The following is a 23,048-nucleotide window of genomic DNA, read 5'->3' as shown; positions in this document are numbered from 1 at the left end:
TTGCTTTGCCCACGGTAGTGCCGTTTTTCCCCTGCGATGGAGACTTTCCCATGCGAGAAGAGTACGACCGCGCCAAGCTGTTAGACGAAGTGTGGGCCGAGCCGATGATGGTGGTTGCGCCGCGCTACGGGCTATCAGATGTCGGCTTGAAGAAGCTCTGTACGCGCTTGCAAGTACCAACCCCGACCAGAGGGCACTGGGCGAAAGTGAAGTCAGGGCGTGGTATTCCTCCCAAACCCCGACTCAAGCTCTATAAGGGCAACCCCCGCTATCTACTGAAGCCGCCTGAGGCCCAGCGTCATCGCCCTGCGGAGCCAGAGGTAATCGATGAGCGATTGGCTGCCGTAATTGCCTACGAACAGAATCCGGCAAATCTCATCAAGGTACCCACGCGCGGTACGCACTGGCACCCACTGGTTGCGGCAACACGCGATGCGTTTCATGCGACTTATAAGGATAGCCGTGGCCTTCCGCTACCCGGAGGTAAGGGGATCAACATTGCGGTTTCAACCAAGCAGCGTCCCCGCGCACTACGCATTGCCAATGCTCTGGTACGAGCAATAGAAAAGCGCGGATTCACCTTAGTGGCAGGAAAACACCACCTAGAAGTCGAGATGTTTGGAGTGGGCTTAGCTTTGAACATCTTTGAAGCTACAAAGCGGTCTGACTATGAGCCGACAGACTCGGAGCGAGCAGCGAAAGCGCGTGGTGATTGGTCGTATTGGCCACGTTATCGCTATACCCCGTCAGGCTGCCTGGAGATCCGCAGCGGAGGTTATGGCGGCTCGATCAAGGATGGCCCCCACCAAGTGGTGGAGGATCAGCTGAACAAGCTGATCATGCGGATGGCTAAGCAGGCCCTGCATATTGTGGGGGCACGTGAAGAGTGGGCGCGTGCTGAGGAGCGAAAGCAGATTCAGCGCCGTGAGGCGCTGGCACAGAAAGCTATACAGGATGCTGAGAAGGAAAAATTGGAAGCCCTCAAAGCAGCTGCACGTCGTTGGCAGCAAGCACAGGCAATTCGTGCATACCTGGCGGCACTTGAGCAGACGACGCAGTCGACTGGGGTGGGGCTGGATGAAGCCCAGCAACACTATATTGCTTGGGCCTGGGCAAAAGCGGACTGGCTCGATCCGCTGGTGCTGTGTCCGGATGCCATTCTGGATCAGAAGATCGAGATTCCTTACTGATCCTTTAGCAGTGGTATGGGGGGGCCAAGGTACGTCCCACGAAGCGTCATCCGATCAAAGCTGTAGACATGGGCATGCGGGCTTTCAACGCAGCGGCCTACGAGAGGAAACTTTTGGTCAGGTTTGCCGGGTTGGAGCTCAATGTTGCTACCGCAAACCGGGCAGTCTGCGGAGAAGCGCACCAGGCGTGTCCAGCGATATTTCTCGTGCCGGAACATCTCTAGCTCGCAGCTAACCTCCTTGAACGCAGAGACCCAATGGGGGGCTTTGACAACGCAATCGTCTATGACGCGGAACCAAGGGGCGTATACCTGTTGCCACACGAACACGAAACCTAGCAGTGTCAGGGCGAGAGTAATGAGGCTGCCCATGGAGATTGGGCCTGCACGTGTGCCAAGACTGAGTAGCATGATTCCCAGTAGGGCCACCCAGAAAGCACTGCCCAATAGAATAGTGCTGAGAAAGCTAATGCCCCGAGCGCTAAGGTTGCGCATTTCCCCGTTGCGTAGAAACAGACGGGCTGCGAGTGATGCCTTAATAGCGCCATTGGCTGAGCGGCGATAGCGGATGGTGGATGAAGGTTCGACCTCTGGGGGCTGGGCAGAAGCCTCTTCGGTCGCCAACTCTAGCCAGTAAAGGCTGACATTGCCTCTGCCGCCACCAGGTTGGTAGCCGAGTTGCAGACGTTGCTTAGAGGACTCTGGTTGGGTCAGGCGTAGCGCGCGTCGCAGAATCGCGATGGACGGCACCCAGTCTTTGGGATCCATTTCTTGCTCTGACGCGGTACCGCAACCTGCCAGCAACGCTTTGGCTTCGAAGCTCAGCTTGTCTGTGCAAGCTGGGCGAGCAAGGCCGGCGTCGACCATAAAAGACAGAATCTCATAGGAGCGCCCGCGCGATGGGCTTGCCTTCAGCTGGTGCTGGATGCGTTGAAGTGCTTCGATCATGCATGTCCCTATGCGTCTTATAAGTAAGGGTTTTTAACCGGAGTTTCCGGAATGTGGCGGTTTCTGGAGGTTTTTGACCACTGTTATTTTCACTCTGGAGGTCTTCTTAACTCCAGAGGAACGCCTCATGACCATGACGATAGCGGTGGATGCCAATGCCCGAGTTGTATCGATTGACGAGGTAGAGCGTGGCTTGGCTTGTGGGTGCCGCTGCCTCGAATGCGACGAGCCATTAGTTGCTCGACAAGGGCGGCAACGGATTCATCACTTCTCCCACGCCTTGCAAAAAGTCCCCTGTGAGGTAATGCCGGAAAGCTTCTTGCATCGGTACGCCAAGCAGGTTGTGAAAGAAAGTATGGGGTTGCAGCTACCGCCCCTGCCCGGACATTTCCCCGACTCTGAAGACCCAAGCTCTTGGTGGGACTTTGCGTCGGTCAGAGAAGAATGCTGGATGGGCGATTTCAGGCCCGACCTACGCGCTGAGTTGTTCGATGGCCCCTTGTTGATCGAGCTTGCCTGTACCTCCTTTGTCCAGGAAGAAAAGCAGGCGCGAATAGAGCAGTTGGGGATTCGTACCGTCGAGATCGATCTGAGTGGCTTAGCGGTGAATCCCTCAAAAGAAGGGCTGTTGGAGCTCAGAGTAGCCATCCTGCACGACACCACTCTGAAGCAGTGGCTCTATCCGCTATTGCCGCAGCCAACAAACGTCAGCGAACTCACTTTGCCCGTTGTTGAGGCCATAGAGGTGCAAGACCGGAGTCCTCAGCCTGCTGAGCGGATGAGATTTACTATCCAAGGGCTCTGGATTGATTTGCGGGTGCTTGAGTTTGGGTCAGTCGTTGTTCGCTCGGTTGCATACAGCCCAGCGATGGCTGAAACGCTCAAACAATTGGCCAGGCAATACAGCGGACGCTATGTCCCCAAATACAAGAACTGGATGTTCCCATCCTGGGCTAAATCTCTTCTTCAGCAGGAGCTTGAGGCCTTGGCCGATAGCGACCAACTGATCTCCGGTGTCCACTAAGTTATAGTGGCGTCCGGCCAGCCTAGCTGTACTGGCATGCGTTGTAGGATCGAGAGATATCCGTCGAGGTCTGGTAGAGCCTCTGGATGCCAATAAGCCAAGGAGACTAGGTGGTTGATTGCTGACGTTGAGCGTTTTCTGCGGGAAAACCCAGGCTCAAAGGCAAGGGATATTGCCAAGCATCTAGGGGTGGACAAGGGGGAGGTCAATTCGCTTCTTTATAAGAGTCCCGATAAGTTCGCCCAGGATGCTGACCATCGGTGGTCGATGGTGAAGAGTGTGCTGACCGTCGTCCTTAAAAAGGAGGCGTGGGTGGACAGTGCCTCCTTTGAGGGTGCGCTGGCTGCTGCTGGGTCGCCCTTGGATTCTGCCTGCACAGACGCGGTGTTCGTTGTGCCTAAGGGCTGCAAGATCATGATTGATGCTGCGGCGCGAATGCTTGCGCTATGCAATCAGCTCGTGATGGTTGGTAAGGCGGTGTCGATTGATTTCAGTGCCTGCAAGGCAACGCTGACTTACTTCAATCGGCTAGGTTTTTTTGACCACCTAGCTGGGGCCGTGAGTGTGATACCGGAGCGACCCTCCCTATCAGGGGCGGCAACCTACCGTGGCAACAATCATGGTGTGGTTGAGCTTGCACCGATTGCACCTCACATCCCCGATGAGTCCATTCCGAAGCGTTTGAAAAACAGCCTGGTGGAGTGTGCAGGTGAACGCTATATGCAGTCCGCATTCACCTTCATTTCGGAGCTATTTGGCAACGTGAGGGATCATGCAAAGTCCGAGATTCCGGGCGTTGCAGCTCTTCAGTACTACCCGAAAGGCCGCAAAATTCAGACAGTGATCTCTGACAGCGGGATTGGTATTGTCGGAAGCCTACAACCTGTTCTGGAACGGAAGTACCCAGAGCTCTTTCAGCAGCTCGATTTCTCGAAAGCAGAGTCAGGGCCGGAGCTGGTCTTGCACGTCTTCAAGCAGGGGCGAGTCTCCAGTTCCGACGACGATGGCCGAGGGCTCGGGCTGAAACGAAGTGGTGATATGGCCGCTGATTTCAATGCCACGGTTACGGTGAGACAGAGAAACTTTGAGCTGACGATGGTTTACAGCGATGGTCGATTCAACCGTAGCTACCCCCGAATGGATATGCCAACCATCCTGGGAACCCATATCTGCTTTGACTTCTTAATTGACAGCTAGAGCCCTCTCGTTAAACTGAGCAAATGAATCAGAAATCAATCACGGTCAAGCTAAGAGACTTCACCGAGGACGACCACCCCTTTGGAAACGTCCAGGGGAAGGCAACCTTTGGGAAGCTGCTCGACTTCGTCCACTCCCATCCGCAGTACTCCGTTTTTGGGATCTCCCTCTCTGGCATAGAAGCGACGGATGCATCATTTCCGAGAGAGAGCGTGGTTGCTGTTGCGAAGCTTTTTAGGGGAGAGCGCGGCTTCTTCCTCACGGATGTCAAAAATCGAGATTTGCTGGATAACTGGAGCTACGCAGCCCAGGCCAAGGAGATTCCTCTGACTGTCTGGGCTGAAGACCATTACCAAGTCATCGGCCCTGAAATCAGCTCGTCCACGAGGGAACTGCTCGATTGCGTGCTGCCGCAGCGCGCGGTTACTGCCGCCAAGGTGGCTGAGGTACTGAACATTTCGGTAGCCAATGCCAGTACGAAGCTCAAGAAGCTCAAGGATCAGGGGTATATCCTTAGAGCCGAGGAGACCGCCGAGTCCGGCGGAATTGAGTACATTTACCGCGCCATCGGCGATTCTGCTTAAACGGCTTTACAAATCCAGATTCGAGGCGTAACGTTCGCGTCGACTCCAGAGGTTTTTTGCAGTCTCTGGTTAAACTGGATCAATTAAGCAGATTGGTGATCGACATGGCAACTAATCCTCCAGCTGGTGATGGGCATCGCAATGGTGCGGTACGTCAGCGTTCCCAAACCCAGACGCCGTCTGGGCATTGGGTTAAACGTGACACGGAAACCGGCCAGTTCATGGACGTGAAAACGTCCGACAAGACGCCGTTCAAAGGCGTGCGGAAAGAGAAATAGGAGAGCAGCTTATGAGCGCGAAATACGAGATTTTCCTGGGAACGGATCGTCAGTACTACTTCCGTTTGAAGGCGCCTAATGGCGAGAAAATCCTTGCTAGCGAGGGCTATACCACTAAGGCGAACTGCCAGAATGGTATTCAGTCGGTAAGGGTCAACTCCCCATATGATGCCAACTACAAGAAGCTGACGTCCGTAAACAGCCAGTACTACTTCACTCTGCATGCAGGTAATGGGCAGGTCATTGGCAAGAGCGAAATTTACAGCTCCGCTCAAGCACGTGATGGTGGTATCGCGGCGGTTAAGGCGTATGGCCCTAGTGCTCCGGTGGTAGATCTCACCTGATCCAGTGTGCTCGTACGAAGCCCCTGCTCTGTAGGGGCTTTATTCGAGCATCTGGTTATGGGGCGAGGATGCCGAGAGGCTGAGTGCCCCCGCTACTAATTGTTAACGATATAAGCTGAAGACATGGACATAGCAAAGTGCACCTTGGATGGCGGTGAATATTCCGCAGTGAAATTTGCCAAGCTCCCGGCTCCTGAGTTAGCAAATAAGCGTCGGCACCTTGTTTGTGTCAGATGTGGCACTCGGGCGATTTTTGTCAAAGAGGCTCGAAGCGGACAAGGCCCCCACTTCCGAGCAAGACCTCATCGAAATTGCCCGCTCGCCGCACCAGAGTCCGAACGGGGTGAGGGTGGTGGCGATGATAAAGATATGCTGCATAACCCCGGTGATCACATCGTTCTCGATCTTCGCTATGGGGCTGCTGAGCAGGTAAACGGTGACCCGGTATTAGAGGGTGGCGGCGGTACTAGGGGCGGTCGGCATGTGGGGCTTGGAAACAATCGCCGAGCGATATCTAGGCGTAGGCTTCGCCCTATCTTAAAGAACCTAATATTCTCGGAAGAATTTAGGCTCTCAGAACAAACCATTGAGTTACCTGATGTTGATCAGTATCGGGTACGCGATTTGTTCGTCAATTTCTCTGATGTCACAGACGCTCATGTAGGTTGCTTCAGAGGCTTCTGGGGGGACATCCATGATACCCGCCAGTCCAAGAATGAGGCGCGCTGGATCAATACTGGTGATAAAGACAACGTAAGCGTGATCATCCGTAAGGACATTTGCACGGAATTCCTGGACTATCACGGTGCCACTTGGGAGGAGCTTGAGGGTATGCATTTTCTGGTCTTTGGTTGGCTAAACCGGAAGCAGGAAAGCAACAAGCTTTGGATCCGGCCCAGAGGCATTGAATACACCGCCATTTATGATGGGATGTGAACTCTCTTGAGCCATTCCTTTTGCACAGGTGGGGCAAGGGCACTCGGCATCGGCTGAGATGCGTAATCCCGGATAGCTAGAAAACCCGCTTCGGCGGGTTTTTTGTTGCCCCAGAAATGAAGGTTCCCGCTACGGAGCTGTGGGATCGAGCTTCAGTCCTTCGACGGACGGAGATTCCATCCTCCTATCGAGCTCTTTAATCTGGATTTTAATGACAGCGGGGTGAAATCCGCATGCTTGATGGGCTTGGGGCTTTTCGCTGCATGTAGGATCCGAGCTGTGAAGCCTACGGAAAATGCCACTTATTGCGGTCATTTTGACGAAAAATGCCACTTTATGTGGCTCGATTATGCCAATAATGGTGCCCATTATTTTTAGTAAGTCATTGATTTAACTGCTTTTATTTATTTTGGCGAATGCCAGTTTTGTTGCCCATCGACAAGACCTGTTGTAGGTGGGAAAGATTTAGTTCTCTAGCCCTTCCCTGAAGAGTCCCGGCCCTACCGAAAGGTGAGCCGGGATTTTTCATTAGCGCTATGTGGCTACCGGTAAATGGGGTTTGGCGCCGCAGTCAGGGAGCACTTGGTCGGTGTGTTACTGGCGGTGCGCCAACCCGCTTGCCAAACGGCGGTTGTCCTGTCACTGTAAATACGATTGTCATTACAGTGAGGGCCGCACGATGGCGTCCATCAATATCCGCATCGACGACGAGCTTAAAGTCCGGGCTTACCGGGAACTGGAAAAGCTCGGCGTCACCCCTTCTGAGCTGATGCGCCAAGCCCTGCAATACGTGGCCGAGCGCGGGCAGCTGCCTTTCCGTCCGGTACTGATGACCGAGGAAGATGAAGCCCTGATTGCCACGGTGCGTGAGCGCCTTGCTGCTCCGCAGCGCGTGAAGGTCTCGCTGGATGACCTATAGCCTCGAATTCGATGCACGAGCACTGAAGGAGTGGCACAAGCTGGGGGACACCGTCCGCGAGCAGCTCAAGAAAAAGCTCGCGGAGGTGCTGGTCAACCCGCGCGTTGAGGTGAATCGCCTTCACTCGCTACCCGACTGCTACAAAATCAAGCTGCGCAGCAGTGGTTATCGCCTGGTGTATCAGGTAATCGACCATGAAGTGGTGGTGTTTGTCGTCGCGGTGGATCGACGTGACCGTGAGCAGGCTTACCGCAAGGCCGCTGAGCGGCTTAAATAACGCCCTCGCAAAAGAAAGCTTGGCTATGTCTTGCCATCTAGTGTCGCTGTTTCTTCTCGCGCTTACGCCACGCCGCGCGCTGGCCTCGTACTTCCACCATGGCTGATAGCATCGCGCGATAGCGCTTGCTGTTGAGGGTTAGCAGGGTAGCCAACGACAGCAGCAGACCGATGGAGTACAGCAGATCAGGCGCTCGCCTGCCCCAGTGTCCGACGACCACCAGTATGCACACCACCATGGCTGCGACGATCAACCAGACCGCCCAGGGACGGCCGCGGATCACCAGAAGGTTGGCGCCACACAGGTATAAGGATATCCCGCAGCTACCCAGCATCATGTAGATGCCATAGTCATCCAGGCTGGGCGGATAGACCTCCAGCAGCAGAATCTGACTGACCGCCAGGGAAAACAGCGCCAGAAAGAACGCAGCGATGAAGACCGGGAAGTGCCGGTGCAGTATCGAGAGAAAATCGAGTCCTTGCTTCACTCTAGTTCCTCGTAAAGGCCGATGGCATAAGTCTGCACCATGCTGCTGCCGAGCAAGCCGAGGCCGGCACCCAGTGCATCTCTGATATTGATCGCCAATGTCGACGAGATTTCACTGGTACTGAAGCGTTTCGGAAGCTCGCCGCTATTCTGCAGCGCTTTGCGCAGCGCGGGAGTAAGCGCTGGATTGCGGTTTTCCAGGATCTCGTTGGTCAAACGTCGCCTTTCCTGACGGCTCAGACCATTCAGGCTTTGGTACCAGCTTCGTCCTGTCATGGCCCTGCGCATGTTCATCACACGCAAAATGGTTGCTCCGGCCCCGGCTACGCCGCCCAGAGAAATGATATCCAGCGCTCTGGATACGTCCTGATACCACTGCTGGCTATCCAGCCTATCGAGTGCTTCCGGGTTGTTCACTTCGGTATAGACCCGCGCAGCACCGGCTAAGCATTGCACGGAACTCGCCGAGGCAGCCGCTACGCCTAGCGTCGTGATCACCAGGCTCGCTCCACCCGTAAACGGCACGATGGCTGTGCCTCCGATGATCGCGATCCAGCCCAGCACCGCGCCGGCACAGGCCAGGCTGGTATTGACGCTCTCGGCCACCAGCCGCGATTCACGTGGGTTGGACTGCACCTGCTGAACGAATTGCTGCGGTGACACGTTGCGCTGAGCTTCACGAATGATGATGCGCTTGGGTCTGATGCTGCAGATGGGCGTGAACTCGCGCAGCGTCACCGAATTGAACTTGGAGTCGATGTACACCACGCCAGCACCTGAGATGGCAGGATCTGCGTCGATGGCGGCATAGAGCTTGCGCAGGTCGATCATGGCTTCGATGCGCTGCCGCGCCATCATCTGTGATGGGGTGTTTCTCAACCCGATCAGGTAGTCGGACATTGGCCCTCCTTGGTCGAAATTCCGATAACCGCCGGCCCTACCCAAGAAGGAGAACCGGCGGAGTATTCGGTCAATTGCTTATCCGAAATGACTTAAACCGGGCAGGGAATCGGTGCCCAGTCGCCCATGTCCGGGTTGCTGCACATGCTGTTGACCTTGGTGGTGCCGGCAGTCGCCACTTGCTGGCTCTTGGCCTTCTTGGCTTCGGCCTGTTGCAGGACCTGTTCGGTCTTGACCGCTTCGGCAGGCACCTTGGCCGGCTTCTTGGCGGGGGTCTTGGCGGCTGTAGCTACCTCAGTGCGTGCGACGCCGACATTCTTCAGGTCCGCCTCGTAAGCCTGGGTGTAGTTACTCAGGTCTTCGCCGGCCTTGCCATTGACGGCAGTGATCAGATTGTTGGATTCGTTCAGGCCGGAAACAATTTCGGCCAGACGCTTGCGACCTTCTTCCTCGTTGACTGCACCGGACTTGCGCTGCTTCAGCAGGTTGCTGAATTCGTTCTGGTAGCAGCTTTGGGAGGCTTCGGCATAGGCGATGCTGCGGTCGAAAGTACTGGCGCTGGCATTGATGTCGGTCGAGTAGGAGCCGATGCGCTGACGATCGTCACTGATCTGTTGTTGCTTGGTGGTGTAGTAGGCCGCTGCGCCACCAACCAGGGCACCGCCAGCAGCGCCGATGGCAGCGTTGCGCTTGCGATCTTCCTTGTCGGCAGTCAGTGCGCCTGCCAGTGCACCGCCTACCGCACCGAGTACGGCGCCGGTGGCCACCGAGCGGGTCAGGTTCGAATCGGTATCACGCAGGTGTTGAACCGGCTGGTAGCAACTTGGGTAATAGGTAACCTCGGTGCTTTTGCCGACACGGTTGACGGCGGAGGTGGAGCAGCCGCTGATCAGTACGGTCATCGAGGTGAAACCGATAGCGGCGAGTGTCAGAACGCGGCTACGAGGTTGCGAGGTGAGGTTCGTTTTGGATGGACGCATAGCTAGGCTCTCTCTGCTGGTGGTGGATTGTTGTTTGGAGACAATGGCTGGCGTATTCACGGCTGCGGCACCGCTTGCGTTTCCAGCAATTGCTTGAGGATCTGGGCCGGGTCGGCACGTTGTTGGGCGCGGTACAGCGCGACGTGACTGACGAACAGAGTGGCGCGGTTGACCAGGCTGTTGCCGATCACCGGTTTGCGTGCGAGTTCTTCCTTGATGCGCTGGAACTGTGCCTGGATCACCGCGTTGGTGTAGCGGGTACCGCTGGCCATGTTGTCGATATAGATCGCCACAGCGCCGTTGAGCGCCTTGGTGCCATTCTCGATGGCCCCGGCGAATATCTGCGCCGAAGCGGCATCATTGTTCTGCTGAGCCTGGCGTTGGCTCTGACGCAGGTTGGTCAGGCGGATGTTGTAGTTGTTGATGGTTTCGGCCACCAGGGCGGCAGACTGGATCAGGTTGCCGGCGGCCTCTTCGCGCTGGCGGGCGATCAGCGAGACGTTGCGCTTGAGCTCTTCGTTGACCACACCGAGCTCTGCCTGCAGGCGTGGGTCGGTCGCGCTGGCGATGATGCTGTCCAGGCGTTGAGTCGGGTCCTCGGCATCGCCGATATCGTCGGTGAGGCCAGATAGACGTCCCTGTTTCTGCCATTGAGCGAACAGTTCGTCATAGCGCGAACGCGGGGCAGACAATGCGCCGATCGCCACACGAAACCCGGTGGTTTCGTTGCGTTGCTCGCTGCCATCGGTACCGAACAGTGGGTATTCGCGGCGCATGCCGGTAAACAGCGTGCCCTCGCCTTCCAGGTAGTTGCCGCCTTTGACCACGAAGCCGCCATAGGTGCCCTGGCGGCGCCCGGCACTGACCAGCTGGAAAGATTCCTGCACCATCTCGGCGGCGTTGCCGATCACATCGAAAAGCCCCAGCGGGTTGGCCTGCTTGGTGCCGATTGGCATCAGCCGGGGCGCCTGTCCGGTACCACCTGCCACCTGGTTGAACACGGCCCAGTTGGCCAATGGGCCATCATCGTCACTGCCCTCGACCGGGCGTGGGAAAAGTCGTGATTCAAGTTCCTGACGGCTGACCTGCGAGCCGCCTCGGGCAGCGAACTCCCATTCCACTTCGGTGGGTAGGCGAACGAAAGCCGCGCCACCCTCTTCCGCTTTGCTGCCGCGACCACTGACCGGCAGCAGATCACGGTGGTTGGCCAGCAGCCAGGCGCTGTAAACCGCGGCGAAACGCTCGGCTTCGAAGCGCGACAGTTTGACCTGGGGCAGTCGTCCTGCCGCGCTGGTGACCGGCGCACAATTCGGGCTCGGCTCACCACTGGCCAGTGCCTGAGCCTGGGCCATGACCTGAGCGTACTGGCGGGCAGTGACCTCGTACTTGCCGATGAAATACATCATCGGTTTCAGCGGGCTGCCGGCGTCGATCTTGGGCAGGCGCTCGGCGATCTGTTTCTTCCACTGCGGAGCCAGGTCCTGCAGGCTGAACTGGCCGTTGATGAAGTCGCGGCGATAGCCGGAGATGAAGGATTGCTTGTAGCCGGCTTCACCTTCGCCGAATGGATAGCCCAGGCTGACTTCGCGGTCATCCAGGCTGCCCTGAGTCAGGACATAGACATGGCGAAAGACCATCTCGCCACCGCAGGGCAGCGGCAGACTGACATCGCCCGGTAGGGGTTTGGGGTTGTCCAGCCTGGCCAATTGTTCCGCATCGAGTTCGCGTGGCGCCTCGGCCTCTGATTGCGCAGGTGCGGCGGGTGCGTTCGCCGCTGGTGGTTCATCGCCCGGCGAGCAGGCGGCCAGGGCGAGCGTGGCGAGTATCAGGGCGGAGGGAGCGAAACGACTGTCAGACATCACGAATTCCTTGAGAGGCGTCGATCCGGGCCACGCGCCGACCGCCCAGCGCAGCGGCAAGGGCGCTGGCCAGCAGGACGGCTCCGAGGGCCACCAGGTAGTGCTCGGGCAGCAGGCGACTGGCGTAATCGCCCGGTACCTGCACGAAAAGATGGTTGATACCGCCCTCTGCCAGTCGGTACAGCAGAGCTGACAGGGCGCTGGCGAACAGGCCGCTGTACAGCGCCTGGAGGATCACGAAAAACAGTAGTGCGCCGCTGCCGAAGCCCAGCAAGCGCAGCACGGCCAGTTCACGCTGCTTGCGCTCGATGGCAGCCAGGGTACCGGCGCTGGTGGCCGCTAACGCGCCCCCGAGAGCCAGGGTGGTGATCAGCCAGAACAACAGATCGAGATTGCGGCTCAGTGTCTGTACCTGGGCGATTTGCGCCGCCTGGGTCACGACCTGCACCTGCTGCGCGGCCAAGTACTGGCGCAGCGGCTCGACGTCTTCCAGCGCGCGCGCGTACAGACGAAAACCGGGATAGATACGCGACGCTTGTGTCGACGTTGCGCCTGGCCAACCCAGTGCAGCCACTGCCAGGCCGTCGCGGTAATCCTCGACGGCCTCCAGCAGCGTCGCCTGCGCGAACAATGCATCGCGCTCGAAGGCCGCCAGCGGCAGCACAGCCAGCACTTGCAGGGTGGTCTGCTGCCACTGCAGGTCGTTGCCTCGCTGGCGACCGAAGCGCGCCTGCAACTGGCTACCTGGCGTGATCCCCAACTTCTCCGCAGCGGTATGGCTGAGCACCACCTGTTGCAGCGCCTGTGGCTCCGGCAGGTCCTGTAACAGCGGATCACCGTCGGCCGTCGGCAGCATCTCCACGCTGACCCTCGCCTCCCCTGGCGCCACCTGCAGTTCGCTGGTAGCGGCAATCTGCCGGGTACGCGGGATGGCAAAGGCGACGTCGTCTCGTTGGCTCAGTGCCTCGATGAATTCTGCCTGCAGGCGTGTGCCGCCCAGCGGGATGATCTCGCGCACCGCAGGGTCGCGTTGCAGGCGTTCGGTAAGACTGCCGACCAGGCCATGCTTGAGGCCGAACAGCACCAGCAGCGGCGCGATCACCGCCACCAGGGCCAGCACGGCACATGCCGACAGGCGCGCTTCGCGGCGGTAGTCCTGCCAGGCCAGGTCGGCGATCAGCAGCGGGCGCATCAGGCGGCCTGCTCAAGATGGGCACTGACACCGCCGTCGGCGTCGCGGCGGCAGTGCATGCGCAGGATGCTCAGACCGGCGCGCTGCGCCAGCGCCTCGTCGTGAGTCGCCACCACGCAGGTGGCGCCGGTCTGTTCGGCCTGAGCGAGCAGCAGCTGCATGACCCGCTCGGCATTGAGTGGGTCCAGCGCCGCAGTAGGTTCGTCAGCCAGCAGTAACTGCGGCCCGTGAGCCAGGGCTCTGGCACAACTGACGCGTTGGCGCTGGCCGATCGACAACTGCGCGGGATACTTGGCCAACTGCTCCTGCACATCCAGCGCCTGCGCCAGACGCAGTACCTGGCCGCTGTCCGCCATTCCGAGCATTTGCCGGGGCAGCGCTATATTGCTGCGCACATCGAGAAAGCCGAGCAGCCCGCCTGCCTGCAGCACGTAACCCAGATGCCGGCTGCGCAGCTGCGCCAGTTGGTTCTGCCGGCCCTGTCGCCACAATGTGGCGATATCGCTGACCGAGCCGGTCAACTCCATGTCGAAGGTCTCGGCGACATCCGGGGCCAGCACCAGGGCCAGCAGGTCGAGCAGCGTGCTCTTGCCACAACCGCTGGGGCCAACCAGTGCCACTCGCGCGCCGGCCTCCAACTGCAACTGCTCGATGGCCAGGCTGTAGCGCTGTGCGCCCTGGCCACGTTGCTTTAGGACCTGCTGAAGGCGAATCATCATGGCAGCGTCGACAGCGGTACACGGTACAGGGCGTCGCCCGGTTCGGCATTGCCGAAGCGCACCCAGTTGGCCATGTCATTGTGGAAGGTTTCGTAGAGGCGAATCTTCGACTCCAGTTCGTCGATGAAATCCTCCTGCTCGGCCACCGACAGCGACAGCCAGAGGTCCTGGGTCATGCTCAGCGCCTTGCTACGATATGGCAGGCCGTCGAGGTACTCGCCGAGCACGCCGCTTTGCGCCAGATTGGTACCCTGGCGTAGCGCAGCGGGGTCGCGACTCATGTAGGCGCTGGCGCTGGCGATCTCGCTGAAGAAGTCGGCCGGCGAGGTCTTGGTCTTGCGTGCTGCATCGACGATCAGCTTGAGCGACTGCTGCAGGTCGTTGAGTTGCAGCTTGGTCAGCATCACGCACACCTGCAGTGTCGGCAGGTTCGGGTTGCTCAGGTCACGGTCAGCAGTCCAGGCGCTGACCAGTTGCGGCGCCTGGCTGGAGCTGCGGCGGCCGAGAAAGTCCATGTGCATGGCGTAGCCGATGGCCTGCGATTTGGTCGCCAGATTGGCGCCACCGGCCAGTTGCGGGGTGACTGGTGCCTGCTGTGCGCGAATCTGCTGCGCCAGTTCGGCGAAGGTCGAGCCGATCTCGCGCACGCGCTCGCCGAAGGCTTCGACATCACCGCCCGGTACCGAGACGTAGAGGTCGCCGATCTGCGGGTTGCTGTCGGCCGTCAGCACCCGATATTGCTGCTCGGCAGCAGCGTGGTTGGCTTTGCCGGCCGGTGTGCGCAGGTGCAGGGCGAAAATCTTGATCTGCTTGCTCAGCGCCGCTTGGCGTACCTCGGCCTCGTTCATCAGGGTGCTGCTGAAGGGGTCGTTCTTGCGCAGCGCGCCGGCATCGCTGACCAGCAGGATCAGGCGCCCTCCATAGCTCGACCAGTCCATGCCCTCGACGGCCTGCATGACACCGGCGAAGGCGTCCTCGTCGAAGGAGTGGCTGGATACCGTGGTCGCCTGCACCTGCTCGGCGGCGCGCAGGAAACGCTGCGGATCACTGCCCTCCTGCAGGTTGACCAGCGTCTTGCTCAGGTACTGCAGGCCCGGCGTGCGCGACGTGCTGTTGCGATAGCCGACCAGGCCGAAGCTGACGTTGTCCAGCTCACCCCGCGCCTGCAACTGGCTCTGCAGCTCGCTGACCACCTGGCGTACGCGGTCGATGTAGGGCTGCATCGACACCGAGGTGTCGACCACCAGCACGATGCCGGTGCGGAAGCCCGAATCGGTGGCAGCGACCGGCTTGTCGGTAGAACTCTGTGCGGCGCTGCCGGGATCGATCGAGGCGATGTTGAGCAACTGCACCGGCTGGCCTTCGGCGTCGAAGGCCTCGCGGAAGTCGAAGATCGGCATCAGGTAGAACTGGTCCTGCGGAACCGCACTGTTTGTCGGCTCCAGCGCCACCACTTGCGGCACCTGCTCGGGATCGTTCTGCGCCTGCAGCAGCAGCTCGCGAGCCTGGCTGGTATGGTCGATCAGACGTTCGACGTCGGCAGCCTGCTGCATGAACAGCACCGGTGCCCGCCCGGAGCGCTCGGTGAATTTCAGCACCAGGCTTTGTTTCCAGTCGGTTGCCTGTTCGGCGGCGATCCAGCCCTGCACTCGGCCATCGCTGGCCGCGCCGACCTGCAACCAGGATTGGCCGTCCTGGTTGCGCCGGGCATACACGTAGAGCACCGAGAAGGCCGGCAGCGCTTCGCCTGTAGAAGCGCCCGGAGCACTCAGTAACTGTGCCCCAGGCTTGGCCAGGATGCGTTGGTAGAGGGTTGTCTTGCCCGGCATCAGCAGCGGTCGTTCGCCGGCCTCGCCCGTATCGGCTGCCAGTGGCTCGATAGCTGCGTCCTGCCCGGTGCTTTGCGGCGAGCTATCCGCAGCCACCACCGGGGAGGGCTGGGAGAGCCACCAGTAGGCGCCGCCGCCCAGGCCAAGCGCAGCAGCAACGGCTACTGCCAGCAGCGCCATGCGCGGACGCTTGCTGCTGGTGCTCGGTTGTGCCGCCGCACTGTTGGCAGTGGCAGCCGCTGCGGGTGCCACGGTGGGAGCCGATGCCGGCGTACTGCGTGGAATCTCGATGGAGACCGGTTGCAGTTCTCCCAATTCGCTGGCTGAAGGCGCACCCAGCGTGGCTTGGTGGGTGAACGCGGGACGGACCAGAGTGGCGTCCAGGTCCGGCGCTGGTTGGCTATCGAGTGCGGCCAGCAGCTCCGCTGCATTGCTGAAGCGTTCATCCGGATTCTTCGCCAGCAGCCGTTGCAGCAGCGTCTGATAGCGGCTGTGCTGTATCGGCAGTTCCGGTAGCGGCTGGGTCAGATGGGCCAGCGCCGTGGACAGCGCATCGGTGCCCATGTACGGCAGCTCGCCGACCAGAATTTCATAGAGCACCACGCCCAGCGCATAGAGGTCGGCGCGGCCGTCGATATCCAGCCCGCGCGCCTGCTCGGGGCTCATGTAATTGGGCGTGCCGACGGCGAAGCCGACCTGAGTGAACTGAGTCCGGTCATCGAGTGACTTGGCAATACCGAAGTCAGACAGCACAGCGGTACCGTCGGCGCGAAAGAGGATATTGGCCGGTTTCACGTCGCGGTGGATCAAGCCCTGGCTGTGGGCGTAGCCCAGCGCCGAGGCGATCTGGCGGATGTACTGCAGCCCTTGCTCGGGGCTAAGACCGGCGGCGATACGCTCGCCGAGGGTACCGTTGGGCAGGTACTCCATGGCCATGTAGTAATGCTCGCCGGCGTTGCCGATGTCATGCACGGTGACGATGTGCGGGTGCGCCAGGCGCGCCAGGGTTTTGCCCTCACGCAGGAAGCGCTCGCAGAACGAGGCATCGGCCGCCAGTGCCGGAGCCATGATCTTCAAGGCCACCTTGCGCTCGAGTGAGCGTTGCAGTGCCAGGTAGACGGTGGCCATGGCGCCTTCGCCAATCATCCTGTCGATGTCGAAACCGGGAATGTTCAGGTCCATGAGACGGGCTCGCTCGCCTTGATGACGATGGCAGTGATGTTGTCGGGTGCGCCGCGTGTCAGGCCCAGGTGAACCAGGCTGCGCACCACCTGATAGGGGTCGGTATGCGTCAGCACATCGCAGATCTCGTGATCTTCGGCCGTGCGAGTGAGACCGTCGCTGCACAGCAGCCAGGTGTCTCCGGGCTGGATGTCGAAGACGCTGCAGGCGAGCTCCAGCTGGTCCTGCACACCGATGGCGCGGGTGACGATGTTGGCGCGTGGATGCAGACGCGCCTCGGCTTTGCTGAGCAGGCCGCTGTCCTGCAGGTCCTGCACATAGCTGTGGTCACGCGAAACCGCCTGCAGCTCGCCTGCCCGCAGCCGGTAAAGGCGGCTGTCGCCGGCCCACAGGCAGAAGCCCCGGTTGCCGCGGGCGACCATCAGCACCACGGTACTGCCCATCATGGTCACACCGCGCAGGTGGGTTTGTTCGCGCACGGCAGAGTTGACCTGGCTCAGGCTGAGCCGCAGGGCATGCTCGTAGTCACTCAGGGTGTCGCTCGCCTTGATGTTGCGCAGGCTGTCGACGATCAGGCTGCTGACGTAATCGCCGGCCGCGTGCCCGCCCATGCCGTCGGCAACCACCCAGAGACCCGCTTCGGGGCGCTCCAGATAGGCATCTTCGTTGATCTGGCGCACCAGGCCGACATGACTGTAGGCCGCCGACTGGTAAAGCAGTGCATTCATTGCGCGACCACCTCCGGGCCCAGCAGATAAGCCGCGAAGGACTCGGTCGGTGGCAGCCCCTGACAACGGCGCAATCCGGCCGCGATGCGTTGCGAACCACGTCCCCACCACAGGCTGGCACCGCTGCAGGCCTGGGCAGCGAGTGCTGCCAGACGGCCCGGCGCATCGACCACCGGCCAATGCTGCAGGCCATGCGCCTGGTCGTATGCGGGCAGCGTCGTAGCCGGCAGGGGCTCGAGGCTCTGCACCGCTGTCTCGAAGTCTTCGAAGCGGGCGCCCTCTTCCAGGGTACTCAGCAGCAGGTCCTCGATCCGCTCGAACCATGCTTCGCTCGCTTGCAAGGCCTGTAGCGGTTGCCCGCCAGGCATGCGGCAGGCAACCGTCAGGGGGAAGTAGCGGCCGACGCGGTCGATGCTCGGCATCAGCACCCCGGCCATGGTCTCGCTGCCGCACACTCCAGGTGCCAGGGCGAAGCGCCACAGTGGGCTAGTCAGATAGGCATCCAGCCAGTTTTCGCCGAGTTGGCCCTGGCTGGTCTGCAGACCGGCCGACAGCCAGGCGTCCCAGCTGCGCTGGAAGTCCTTCGGCAGATTGCGTTCGATGAAGTCGCCGCGGCTGGCGACCTTGCCGTAAAAACCCATCATCGTCATAGCCGCTCCGGCAGGGTGAAGCCGGCCACTGCGCGACTCTTGAAAGGATTGAAGGCGCTGCTGGCGCGCAGTTCGTAGGCAACGCTGGAGCGATCCAGGCGTACGCGCAGGTTGAATCGATCCGGCGAGGCACCGCCAATCAGCTCGGACTGGTCGAGCAGGCGGAACCAGGCCCACGGCCCTTCCAGGGTCAGGGCCGAGCGTCCGCCCTCCACTGGTGGCGACACCGACAGGCGCACCACACCGATGCTGCTCGGGTTCGGCCATTGCACCGCCACCGGACGGCTCGGGCCGTGGTCGAAACCGATCAGCTGACCGTCGAGGTCGAGCTGCGACTGGCTGATAGTGGCATCCATGCTCACCGGCTTGAGGTCGAAGCGCACGCTGGGCTGCAGGCCGCCGCTGCGGAAGAATTCGTCGCGGATCAGCGCCGCGCGCTGGAAGGTCTGCAGCACGCCGGCGGAGATGCCCAGCTTCTGCGCCGCGCCAGGCTGCCAGCGCCAGTTGCGTGCCGAGGTATCGACGTAGGGCTGCAGGTACTTGCGGAAATAGTTGTCCATCACCCCGCCAACACCGAAAAACTGGCCGAAATCATCCAGCGTGGCGTCGCGCTGGCTGCCCGGTACCATCGGGTAACGACCGCTCAGCGACTGCCGCCAGACGTTGACCACGTCGCTCTGCCAGGCTGCATTGAGCTGGTTGCGCACCCCGCCCATCATGCTGTTGGTGCTGGCGGCGACGACCGAACCTACCAGGCCCTGAACCAGCTTCGGCTGGCGCGCGGCGGTCAGGTTGACCCTTGCTGCGGCAGCACTGGCCTGGTTCTTCGCCTCGCCGAGCAGCGCTTCGCCGCTGGCGCCGACCATGCTGCTGAGCTGCACGTAGAGCTCGTTGAGGTCCGCCAGCAGGCCATCGATGGCCATCGGCGCCGAAGGGTCCTGGCTGACCAGACTGTTGAGTTCAGCGAAATGACTGCTGACCGGATCGATCGCGCTCACCGCCGCCACGGCATTGCCGGCCGGAGTCTGGCCGAGCAGCGAGCCGAGCTTCTGCTTGAGCTGGTCGACACCCTCGTCGGCGGCCTTGGCCACACCTTCGGATTCGGGTGCTTGCTGCAGATCGGTTTCCCGCGCTACCGCGATCAGCAGTTGCTTGAGCGGCGAGGACGGCCCCGAGAGTATCCGCAGCACGTCCGCCGCCTGGGCGACGCTGGTGATCGGCACAAAGTCGAGGTCGGCCAGCAGCGCATCCCACTGTTGCACGTAATCGCGCATGTACAGCTGGCGTACATCGGCGGCCAGGTTCACCGCATCCTGGGTGCTGTCGAGCTGACGGCCCAGCACCCATTGTTCCTCGGCCACGACACTGGCCTGGCCGACACTGGCAAGCAGGAAAGCTTCGCGGTAGCCACGACGGGTGTAGAAACCGCTCAGCGGGTCACTCAGTGCCTTGCCACTCTTGCGTGTGAAGACCAGTGCGGCGTCGCGCCCGGCGGCCTCGCTGATGCGAAAGTCGCTGACCCCGGCTGGCAGCTTCTGCCGTTTGACTCGGTCATACACCCGCTGCGCCAGCGGCAGGCGTTGCAGCTGCATGCGCAGCTCGTCGATCAGACGCTGATCCAGGCGGGCATCCGGCGGGCGCCGCTCGAACAGCGCCTGCAGGTGTTCGTCGAGGGCTTGGCGTTGCTCGCCCGACAGGTCGCGCGGCAGGCTCTGATCCCAGTCCAGAGCGATCCATGCCTTGATGAATTCGGCGTCGTATTGCTCGCCGCCACCGAGCATCAGGTAGGCCTTGAGCCCTTCGTAGAGGTAGTCCGAGCCACCACCCGTGCGCAGCTGTTCCTCCACTCGGCTGAGCAGGCGTGGGGCGAAGGTGGCCACCAGCAAGCGGCGATAGACGCTGGCGGCCTGCTCTTCGAGCATGTCGCCCTGATACAGACCCAGACCTTTGGCCCAGTCCGGCGGGCTACCCGCCAGGTTGCGTACGGCGCTGAGCAGGGGCAGCACCGCCAGTACGTCACGTTGCGCCGGGCTGAGGCTGCGCACCTGCTGCTCCAGCGGCACGGTACGCGCGCCGACCTGGGCGATATGCTCACGGTTGGCGTTGAAGCTGAGCAGCCACAGCGTACTCACCACCAGTACCAGTGCCACGCTGGCGGCCAGCGAGCCGATGGCCAGCCATCTGCGACGGCGCTCGACCTTCTGGTCGACGCCGACCAGGCCGCGCTCGGCGAAGGCGACGCGGCTGAACAGGTGCTGGAGGAAATAGCTGCGGCCGCTGCCGCTCTGCCTGGCCAGGTGCTGGCGGTCGAGGTTCATGCTCTGCGCCATGGCGCCGATCAGGCGGTCGATCGGGCTGCCTTCCTGGGTGCCGCTGGTGAAGTACACACCGCGCAGCAGGCTGCGCTCCTCGTAGGCATTGGGTTTGAACACGCCGTTGAGAAACTCGCCGAGCAGGCTCTTGATCGCCGCGAACTGCTGCGGGAAACCGTAGATGAGGTCGCGTCGTGCCGGATCGCGTTCACGCTGCAGGCGTTCGACCAGGCGCTGGTTGAGGCGCTGTTCGAGGGCGACGAACTCGCTGTCGAAACGCTCCAGCGGGCCGCCGACGCTCTTGCCGTCATCCAGGGCGAAGGTAAAGCCCCAGACCTGGGCACGCTCCTCACGGCTGAGGTCGTCGAAGAACTCCATGAAGCCCGGCACCAGGTCGCACTTGGTGAGCATCACGTAGACCGGGAAACGCACGCCGAGCTGGGTATACAGCTCCTGCACCCGCGAGCGGATCGCCGCCACGTGTGCGGCGCGCTCGCTGTCGCTGCTTTGCAGCAGATCGGACAGGCTGATGGCGATGAAGGCGCCATCGATCGGGCGACGCGCACGCTGGGTCTTGAGCAGGTCGAGAAAACCGAGCCAGGCCGCTTTGTCCACCTGGGCGTGGCTGTCCTGAGTGGTATAGCGCCCGGCGGTGTCGAGCAGCACCGCTTCGTCGGTGAACCACCAGTCGCAGTTGCGCGTACCGCCCACACCGCGAATGGCGCCGGCGCCGAGTTGCGCCGCGAGCGGGAAGTTCAGGCCGGAGTTGACCAGTGCGGTGGTCTTGCCGGAGCCGGGTGGCCCGATGATCACGTACCACGGCAGTTGATACAGGTTGCGCCGCTCATCGCCGCCCAGGCGCGCCTTCTTCAGCAGCGTCAGGGCTTCGTCCATGCGCTGGCGCAGCGTCGCCAGCTCCTCGGCGGTGGCCACGCTGGCGGCGTCCGGCGCGGCCTGTGCTGCCAGGCCGTCGAGCACCTTGCGTTCCTGCTGGCGTTCGCGCAGCAGACAGAACAGGCGCCAGCCGAGCCACAGGGCGAACAGCAGTATGATCAGCGTCCAGCGCGTCCAGGCCGGCTGCAGTGCATTGAGCAGCGGACCGATGAACCAGATGATCAGGCTCAGGGCGATCAGCCCGAGCAGCGGGATGACCCAGCGGGTGATGAATCCGAACAGCGCCTTCACTCCACACCCTCCGCCAGCACGGTGATCTCTACCCGGCGATTCTTCGCCCGTCCTTCGGCCGTGGCATTGGATGCCAGCGGTTCGGTGTCGCTCAGGCCCTCGGCGCTGAAGCGCTCGGCCTGGCCGGTGCGCGCTGCGAGAATCTGCAGCACCTCTTCGGCGCGGGCACGCGACAGTGCCCAGTTGGAGGGGAAGCGCAGCGTGGCGATCGGCTGGTTGTCGCTGTGGCCGGTGATGCGCACCTGGCCCTTGACCTTGGCGACAGCCTCGGCGATGCGCAGCAGCAACGGCTGGAAGTCGTCACGGATGCTGGCGCTGCCGGAGCTGAACAGCTCGTCGCCGCGGATGGTCACCACCGAGCGGTCGACGCCATCCTCGACCGCTACGCGGTTGGCGCGGATGTCGTCGGCGAGGAAGGTGGCCAGGCGCGGGCGCTCCACTACACGCGGCTTCACCACGGCCGGTTCGATGCTCTGCACCGGTACTTCGCCCAGTGCGTGAATCTGCCGGAACACCGGTTCGGCATCGGCTGCCAGTTTCATCCGCAACACCAGCAGCACCAGCAGCAACAGCGCCAGAGCTACGGCCAGGCCGACCCAGGGCGGCAGCAGTCGTGACAAGCGATCCGGGGCCACGTTGACCCCGCGCCAGTGCGGTGACAGCTCGTGTTCGCGCTCGCCACGCACGCTGCGCAGGGTCGCGGCGGTGCGCTCGCGCAGCGCTTCCAGCTGGCTGCGACCGTCATGCATGACCCGATAGCGACCCTCGAAGCCGAGGCTGGTGCACAGGTACAGCAGTTCGAGCAGATCGAGCCGTTCACGTGGGCTTTGCAGGCAGTGTTCGAGCAGCTGGAACACCTTCTCGCCGCCCCAGGCCTCGTTGTGCACGGTGATCAGCAGGCTTTGCTTGCCCCACTCGCTGGTGCTGCCCCAGGGCGTGCTCAGCACGGCCTCGTCGAGCGCGGTGCACAGCGCGTAGCGGGCCAGTAGCACATCGTTGCGCGGCACACCGGCGGCCTCGGCACGTTGCTCGAATTGGCGCAGATAGCCAAGCAGTTGCGCACGCAGGCTGGCCGGTGCGGGATGGGCCAGGGTGCTGCGCAGTCGGGTGAGCATGCTCAACAGCGGGCCGGCGGCCTGCTCCAGTGGGTTCATGCCACGGGCCTGGCCTGCCGGCAGTGGCGCGGCAGGCATCTGCAGTGGGGCAGCCGGCGCCTCGGCGACGGGCTGCGGACCACGGCCGCCCGGGCGCGGCATGAACTGGGTGCGATCATTGTTCTGCGGCTGCGGTGCCGGCGGCTTGTTCAGCCAGTCATCTTGATCCGTCATGG

The 23,048-nt window shown here is 61.4% G+C and carries 20 protein-coding genes; 8 read left to right on the top strand and 12 right to left on the bottom strand.

The window, feature by feature from the left end; all coding sequences use genetic code 11:
• The first annotated feature begins 50 nt into the window (after nt 1-50).
• On the top strand, nt 51-1,190 hold the full coding sequence (locus tag RTH74_RS15210) for a hypothetical protein (protein WP_316915205.1): 1,140 nt from the start codon (nt 51-53) through the stop codon (nt 1,188-1,190).
• On the opposite strand, the gene RTH74_RS15205 is transcribed toward RTH74_RS15210, so the two are convergent.
• Complete coding sequence (locus RTH74_RS15205) at nt 1,184-2,137, bottom strand: hypothetical protein (RefSeq protein ID WP_316915204.1); 954 nt, start codon at nt 2,135-2,137, stop codon at nt 1,184-1,186. The two genes, RTH74_RS15210 and RTH74_RS15205, sit on opposite strands and share 7 nt — an antisense overlap.
• A 127-nt stretch (nt 2,138-2,264) precedes the next feature.
• Here RTH74_RS15205 and RTH74_RS15200 point away from each other — a divergent pair, with 127 nt between their 5' ends.
• From RTH74_RS15200 to RTH74_RS15170, 7 genes are all read left to right on the top strand, one after another.
• Nucleotides 2,265-3,161: a competence protein CoiA family protein gene (locus RTH74_RS15200; protein ID WP_316915203.1), complete on the top strand. Its 897-nt coding sequence runs from the start codon at nt 2,265-2,267 to the stop codon at nt 3,159-3,161.
• A 114-nt stretch (nt 3,162-3,275) separates the two neighbouring features.
• A complete protein-coding gene (locus RTH74_RS15195; RefSeq protein ID WP_316915202.1) occupies nt 3,276-4,358 on the top strand; it encodes an ATP-binding protein in 1,083 nt (360 codons plus the stop codon).
• 23 nt (nt 4,359-4,381) lie between these two features.
• Entirely contained in the window at nt 4,382-4,942 is a 561-nt protein-coding gene (locus RTH74_RS15190) for a DNA-binding protein (protein WP_316915201.1), read from the top strand.
• A 289-nt stretch (nt 4,943-5,231) separates the two neighbouring features.
• Entirely contained in the window at nt 5,232-5,564 is a 333-nt protein-coding gene (locus RTH74_RS15185) for a YegP family protein (protein ID WP_031628938.1), read from the top strand.
• A gap of 369 nt (nt 5,565-5,933) precedes the next feature.
• Nucleotides 5,934-6,500 (top strand): hypothetical protein, encoded by a 567-nt coding sequence (locus tag RTH74_RS15180; protein WP_316915200.1) that lies wholly within the window; start codon nt 5,934-5,936, stop codon nt 6,498-6,500.
• 679 nt (nt 6,501-7,179) lie between these two features.
• Nucleotides 7,180-7,419, top strand: a complete 240-nt coding sequence (locus RTH74_RS15175; RefSeq protein ID WP_084314717.1) for a type II toxin-antitoxin system RelB/DinJ family antitoxin — start codon at nt 7,180-7,182, stop codon at nt 7,417-7,419.
• Nucleotides 7,409-7,696 carry a type II toxin-antitoxin system RelE/ParE family toxin gene (locus RTH74_RS15170; RefSeq protein WP_316915199.1) on the top strand — a complete coding sequence of 96 codons (288 nt, stop codon included), beginning with the start codon at nt 7,409-7,411 and terminating at the stop codon, nt 7,694-7,696. Before RTH74_RS15175 ends, RTH74_RS15170 begins: the two co-directional genes overlap by 11 nt.
• Before the next feature lie 37 nt (nt 7,697-7,733).
• Here RTH74_RS15170 and RTH74_RS15165 read toward each other — a convergent pair whose 3' ends face one another.
• The 11 genes from RTH74_RS15165 to RTH74_RS15115 form a co-directional block, all read right to left on the bottom strand.
• Entirely contained in the window at nt 7,734-8,183 is a 450-nt protein-coding gene (locus tag RTH74_RS15165; RefSeq protein ID WP_316915198.1) for a hypothetical protein, read from the bottom strand.
• Nucleotides 8,180-9,082, bottom strand: coding sequence for an NAD synthetase (locus RTH74_RS15160; protein ID WP_316915197.1), 903 nt, complete (start codon nt 9,080-9,082; stop codon nt 8,180-8,182). The genes RTH74_RS15165 and RTH74_RS15160 overlap by 4 nt, the downstream gene beginning before the upstream one ends.
• Nucleotides 9,083-9,174: 92 nt before the next feature.
• The gene (gene tagQ / locus RTH74_RS15155; protein ID WP_143505078.1) at nt 9,175-10,062 is read right to left on the bottom strand and encodes a type VI secretion system-associated lipoprotein TagQ; all 888 of its coding nucleotides are present in this window, start codon (nt 10,060-10,062) and stop codon (nt 9,175-9,177) included.
• A gap of 56 nt (nt 10,063-10,118) precedes the next feature.
• Nucleotides 10,119-11,921, bottom strand: a complete 1,803-nt coding sequence (locus tag RTH74_RS15150) for an SUMF1/EgtB/PvdO family nonheme iron enzyme (protein ID WP_316915196.1) — start codon at nt 11,919-11,921, stop codon at nt 10,119-10,121.
• Complete coding sequence (locus tag RTH74_RS15145; protein WP_316915195.1) at nt 11,914-13,113, bottom strand: FtsX-like permease family protein; 1,200 nt, start codon at nt 13,111-13,113, stop codon at nt 11,914-11,916. The genes RTH74_RS15150 and RTH74_RS15145 overlap by 8 nt, the downstream gene beginning before the upstream one ends.
• Complete coding sequence (locus tag RTH74_RS15140; RefSeq protein WP_316915357.1) at nt 13,113-13,829, bottom strand: ABC transporter ATP-binding protein; 717 nt, start codon at nt 13,827-13,829, stop codon at nt 13,113-13,115. The genes RTH74_RS15145 and RTH74_RS15140 overlap by 1 nt, the downstream gene beginning before the upstream one ends.
• The gene (locus tag RTH74_RS15135; protein WP_316915194.1) at nt 13,829-16,843 is read right to left on the bottom strand and encodes a serine/threonine-protein kinase; all 3,015 of its coding nucleotides are present in this window, start codon (nt 16,841-16,843) and stop codon (nt 13,829-13,831) included. Before RTH74_RS15135 ends, RTH74_RS15140 begins: the two co-directional genes overlap by 1 nt.
• Complete coding sequence (locus RTH74_RS15130; protein ID WP_316915193.1) at nt 16,834-17,571, bottom strand: protein phosphatase 2C domain-containing protein; 738 nt, start codon at nt 17,569-17,571, stop codon at nt 16,834-16,836. Before RTH74_RS15130 ends, RTH74_RS15135 begins: the two co-directional genes overlap by 10 nt.
• Nucleotides 17,568-18,221: a type VI secretion system-associated protein TagF gene (tagF, locus tag RTH74_RS15125; protein ID WP_316915192.1), complete on the bottom strand. Its 654-nt coding sequence runs from the start codon at nt 18,219-18,221 to the stop codon at nt 17,568-17,570. The genes RTH74_RS15130 and tagF overlap by 4 nt, the downstream gene beginning before the upstream one ends.
• Complete coding sequence (gene tssM / locus RTH74_RS15120; RefSeq protein WP_316915191.1) at nt 18,218-21,718, bottom strand: type VI secretion system membrane subunit TssM; 3,501 nt, start codon at nt 21,716-21,718, stop codon at nt 18,218-18,220. The genes tagF and tssM overlap by 4 nt, the downstream gene beginning before the upstream one ends.
• A complete protein-coding gene (locus tag RTH74_RS15115; protein ID WP_316915190.1) occupies nt 21,715-23,046 on the bottom strand; it encodes a DotU family type VI secretion system protein in 1,332 nt (443 codons plus the stop codon). Before RTH74_RS15115 ends, tssM begins: the two co-directional genes overlap by 4 nt.
• Nucleotides 23,047-23,048: the final 2 nt, after the last annotated feature.

It is taken from the genome of Pseudomonas sp. zfem001, assembly GCF_032621725.1.
In the GTDB taxonomy this organism is placed as follows: domain Bacteria; phylum Pseudomonadota; class Gammaproteobacteria; order Pseudomonadales; family Pseudomonadaceae; genus Aquipseudomonas; species Aquipseudomonas sediminis.
Note: the sequence above shows the minus strand (reverse complement) of the source record. Positions and strands in the feature narration are given on the sequence as shown.

What these genes read in the sequence shown, in the direction of transcription:
- RTH74_RS15210 (WP_316915205.1), top strand. Translation starts at nt 51, where the DNA reads ATGCGAGAAGAGTACGACCGCGCCAAGCTGTTAGACGAAGTGTGGGCC.
- RTH74_RS15205 (WP_316915204.1), bottom strand. Translation starts at nt 2,137, where the DNA reads ATGATCGAAGCACTTCAACGCATCCAGCACCAGCTGAAGGCAAGCCCA.
- RTH74_RS15200 (WP_316915203.1), top strand. Translation starts at nt 2,265, where the DNA reads ATGACCATGACGATAGCGGTGGATGCCAATGCCCGAGTTGTATCGATT.
- RTH74_RS15190 (WP_316915201.1), top strand. Translation starts at nt 4,382, where the DNA reads ATGAATCAGAAATCAATCACGGTCAAGCTAAGAGACTTCACCGAGGAC.
- RTH74_RS15185 (WP_031628938.1), top strand. Translation starts at nt 5,232, where the DNA reads ATGAGCGCGAAATACGAGATTTTCCTGGGAACGGATCGTCAGTACTAC.
- RTH74_RS15180 (WP_316915200.1), top strand. Translation starts at nt 5,934, where the DNA reads ATGCTGCATAACCCCGGTGATCACATCGTTCTCGATCTTCGCTATGGG.
- RTH74_RS15175 (WP_084314717.1), top strand. Translation starts at nt 7,180, where the DNA reads ATGGCGTCCATCAATATCCGCATCGACGACGAGCTTAAAGTCCGGGCT.
- RTH74_RS15170 (WP_316915199.1), top strand. Translation starts at nt 7,409, where the DNA reads ATGACCTATAGCCTCGAATTCGATGCACGAGCACTGAAGGAGTGGCAC.
- RTH74_RS15160 (WP_316915197.1), bottom strand. Translation starts at nt 9,082, where the DNA reads ATGTCCGACTACCTGATCGGGTTGAGAAACACCCCATCACAGATGATG.
- tagQ (WP_143505078.1), bottom strand. Translation starts at nt 10,062, where the DNA reads ATGCGTCCATCCAAAACGAACCTCACCTCGCAACCTCGTAGCCGCGTT.
- RTH74_RS15150 (WP_316915196.1), bottom strand. Translation starts at nt 11,921, where the DNA reads ATGTCTGACAGTCGTTTCGCTCCCTCCGCCCTGATACTCGCCACGCTC.
- RTH74_RS15145 (WP_316915195.1), bottom strand. Translation starts at nt 13,113, where the DNA reads ATGCGCCCGCTGCTGATCGCCGACCTGGCCTGGCAGGACTACCGCCGC.
- RTH74_RS15140 (WP_316915357.1), bottom strand. Translation starts at nt 13,829, where the DNA reads ATGATTCGCCTTCAGCAGGTCCTAAAGCAACGTGGCCAGGGCGCACAG.
- RTH74_RS15135 (WP_316915194.1), bottom strand. Translation starts at nt 16,843, where the DNA reads ATGGACCTGAACATTCCCGGTTTCGACATCGACAGGATGATTGGCGAA.
- RTH74_RS15130 (WP_316915193.1), bottom strand. Translation starts at nt 17,571, where the DNA reads ATGAATGCACTGCTTTACCAGTCGGCGGCCTACAGTCATGTCGGCCTG.
- tagF (WP_316915192.1), bottom strand. Translation starts at nt 18,221, where the DNA reads ATGACGATGATGGGTTTTTACGGCAAGGTCGCCAGCCGCGGCGACTTC.
- RTH74_RS15115 (WP_316915190.1), bottom strand. Translation starts at nt 23,046, where the DNA reads ATGACGGATCAAGATGACTGGCTGAACAAGCCGCCGGCACCGCAGCCG.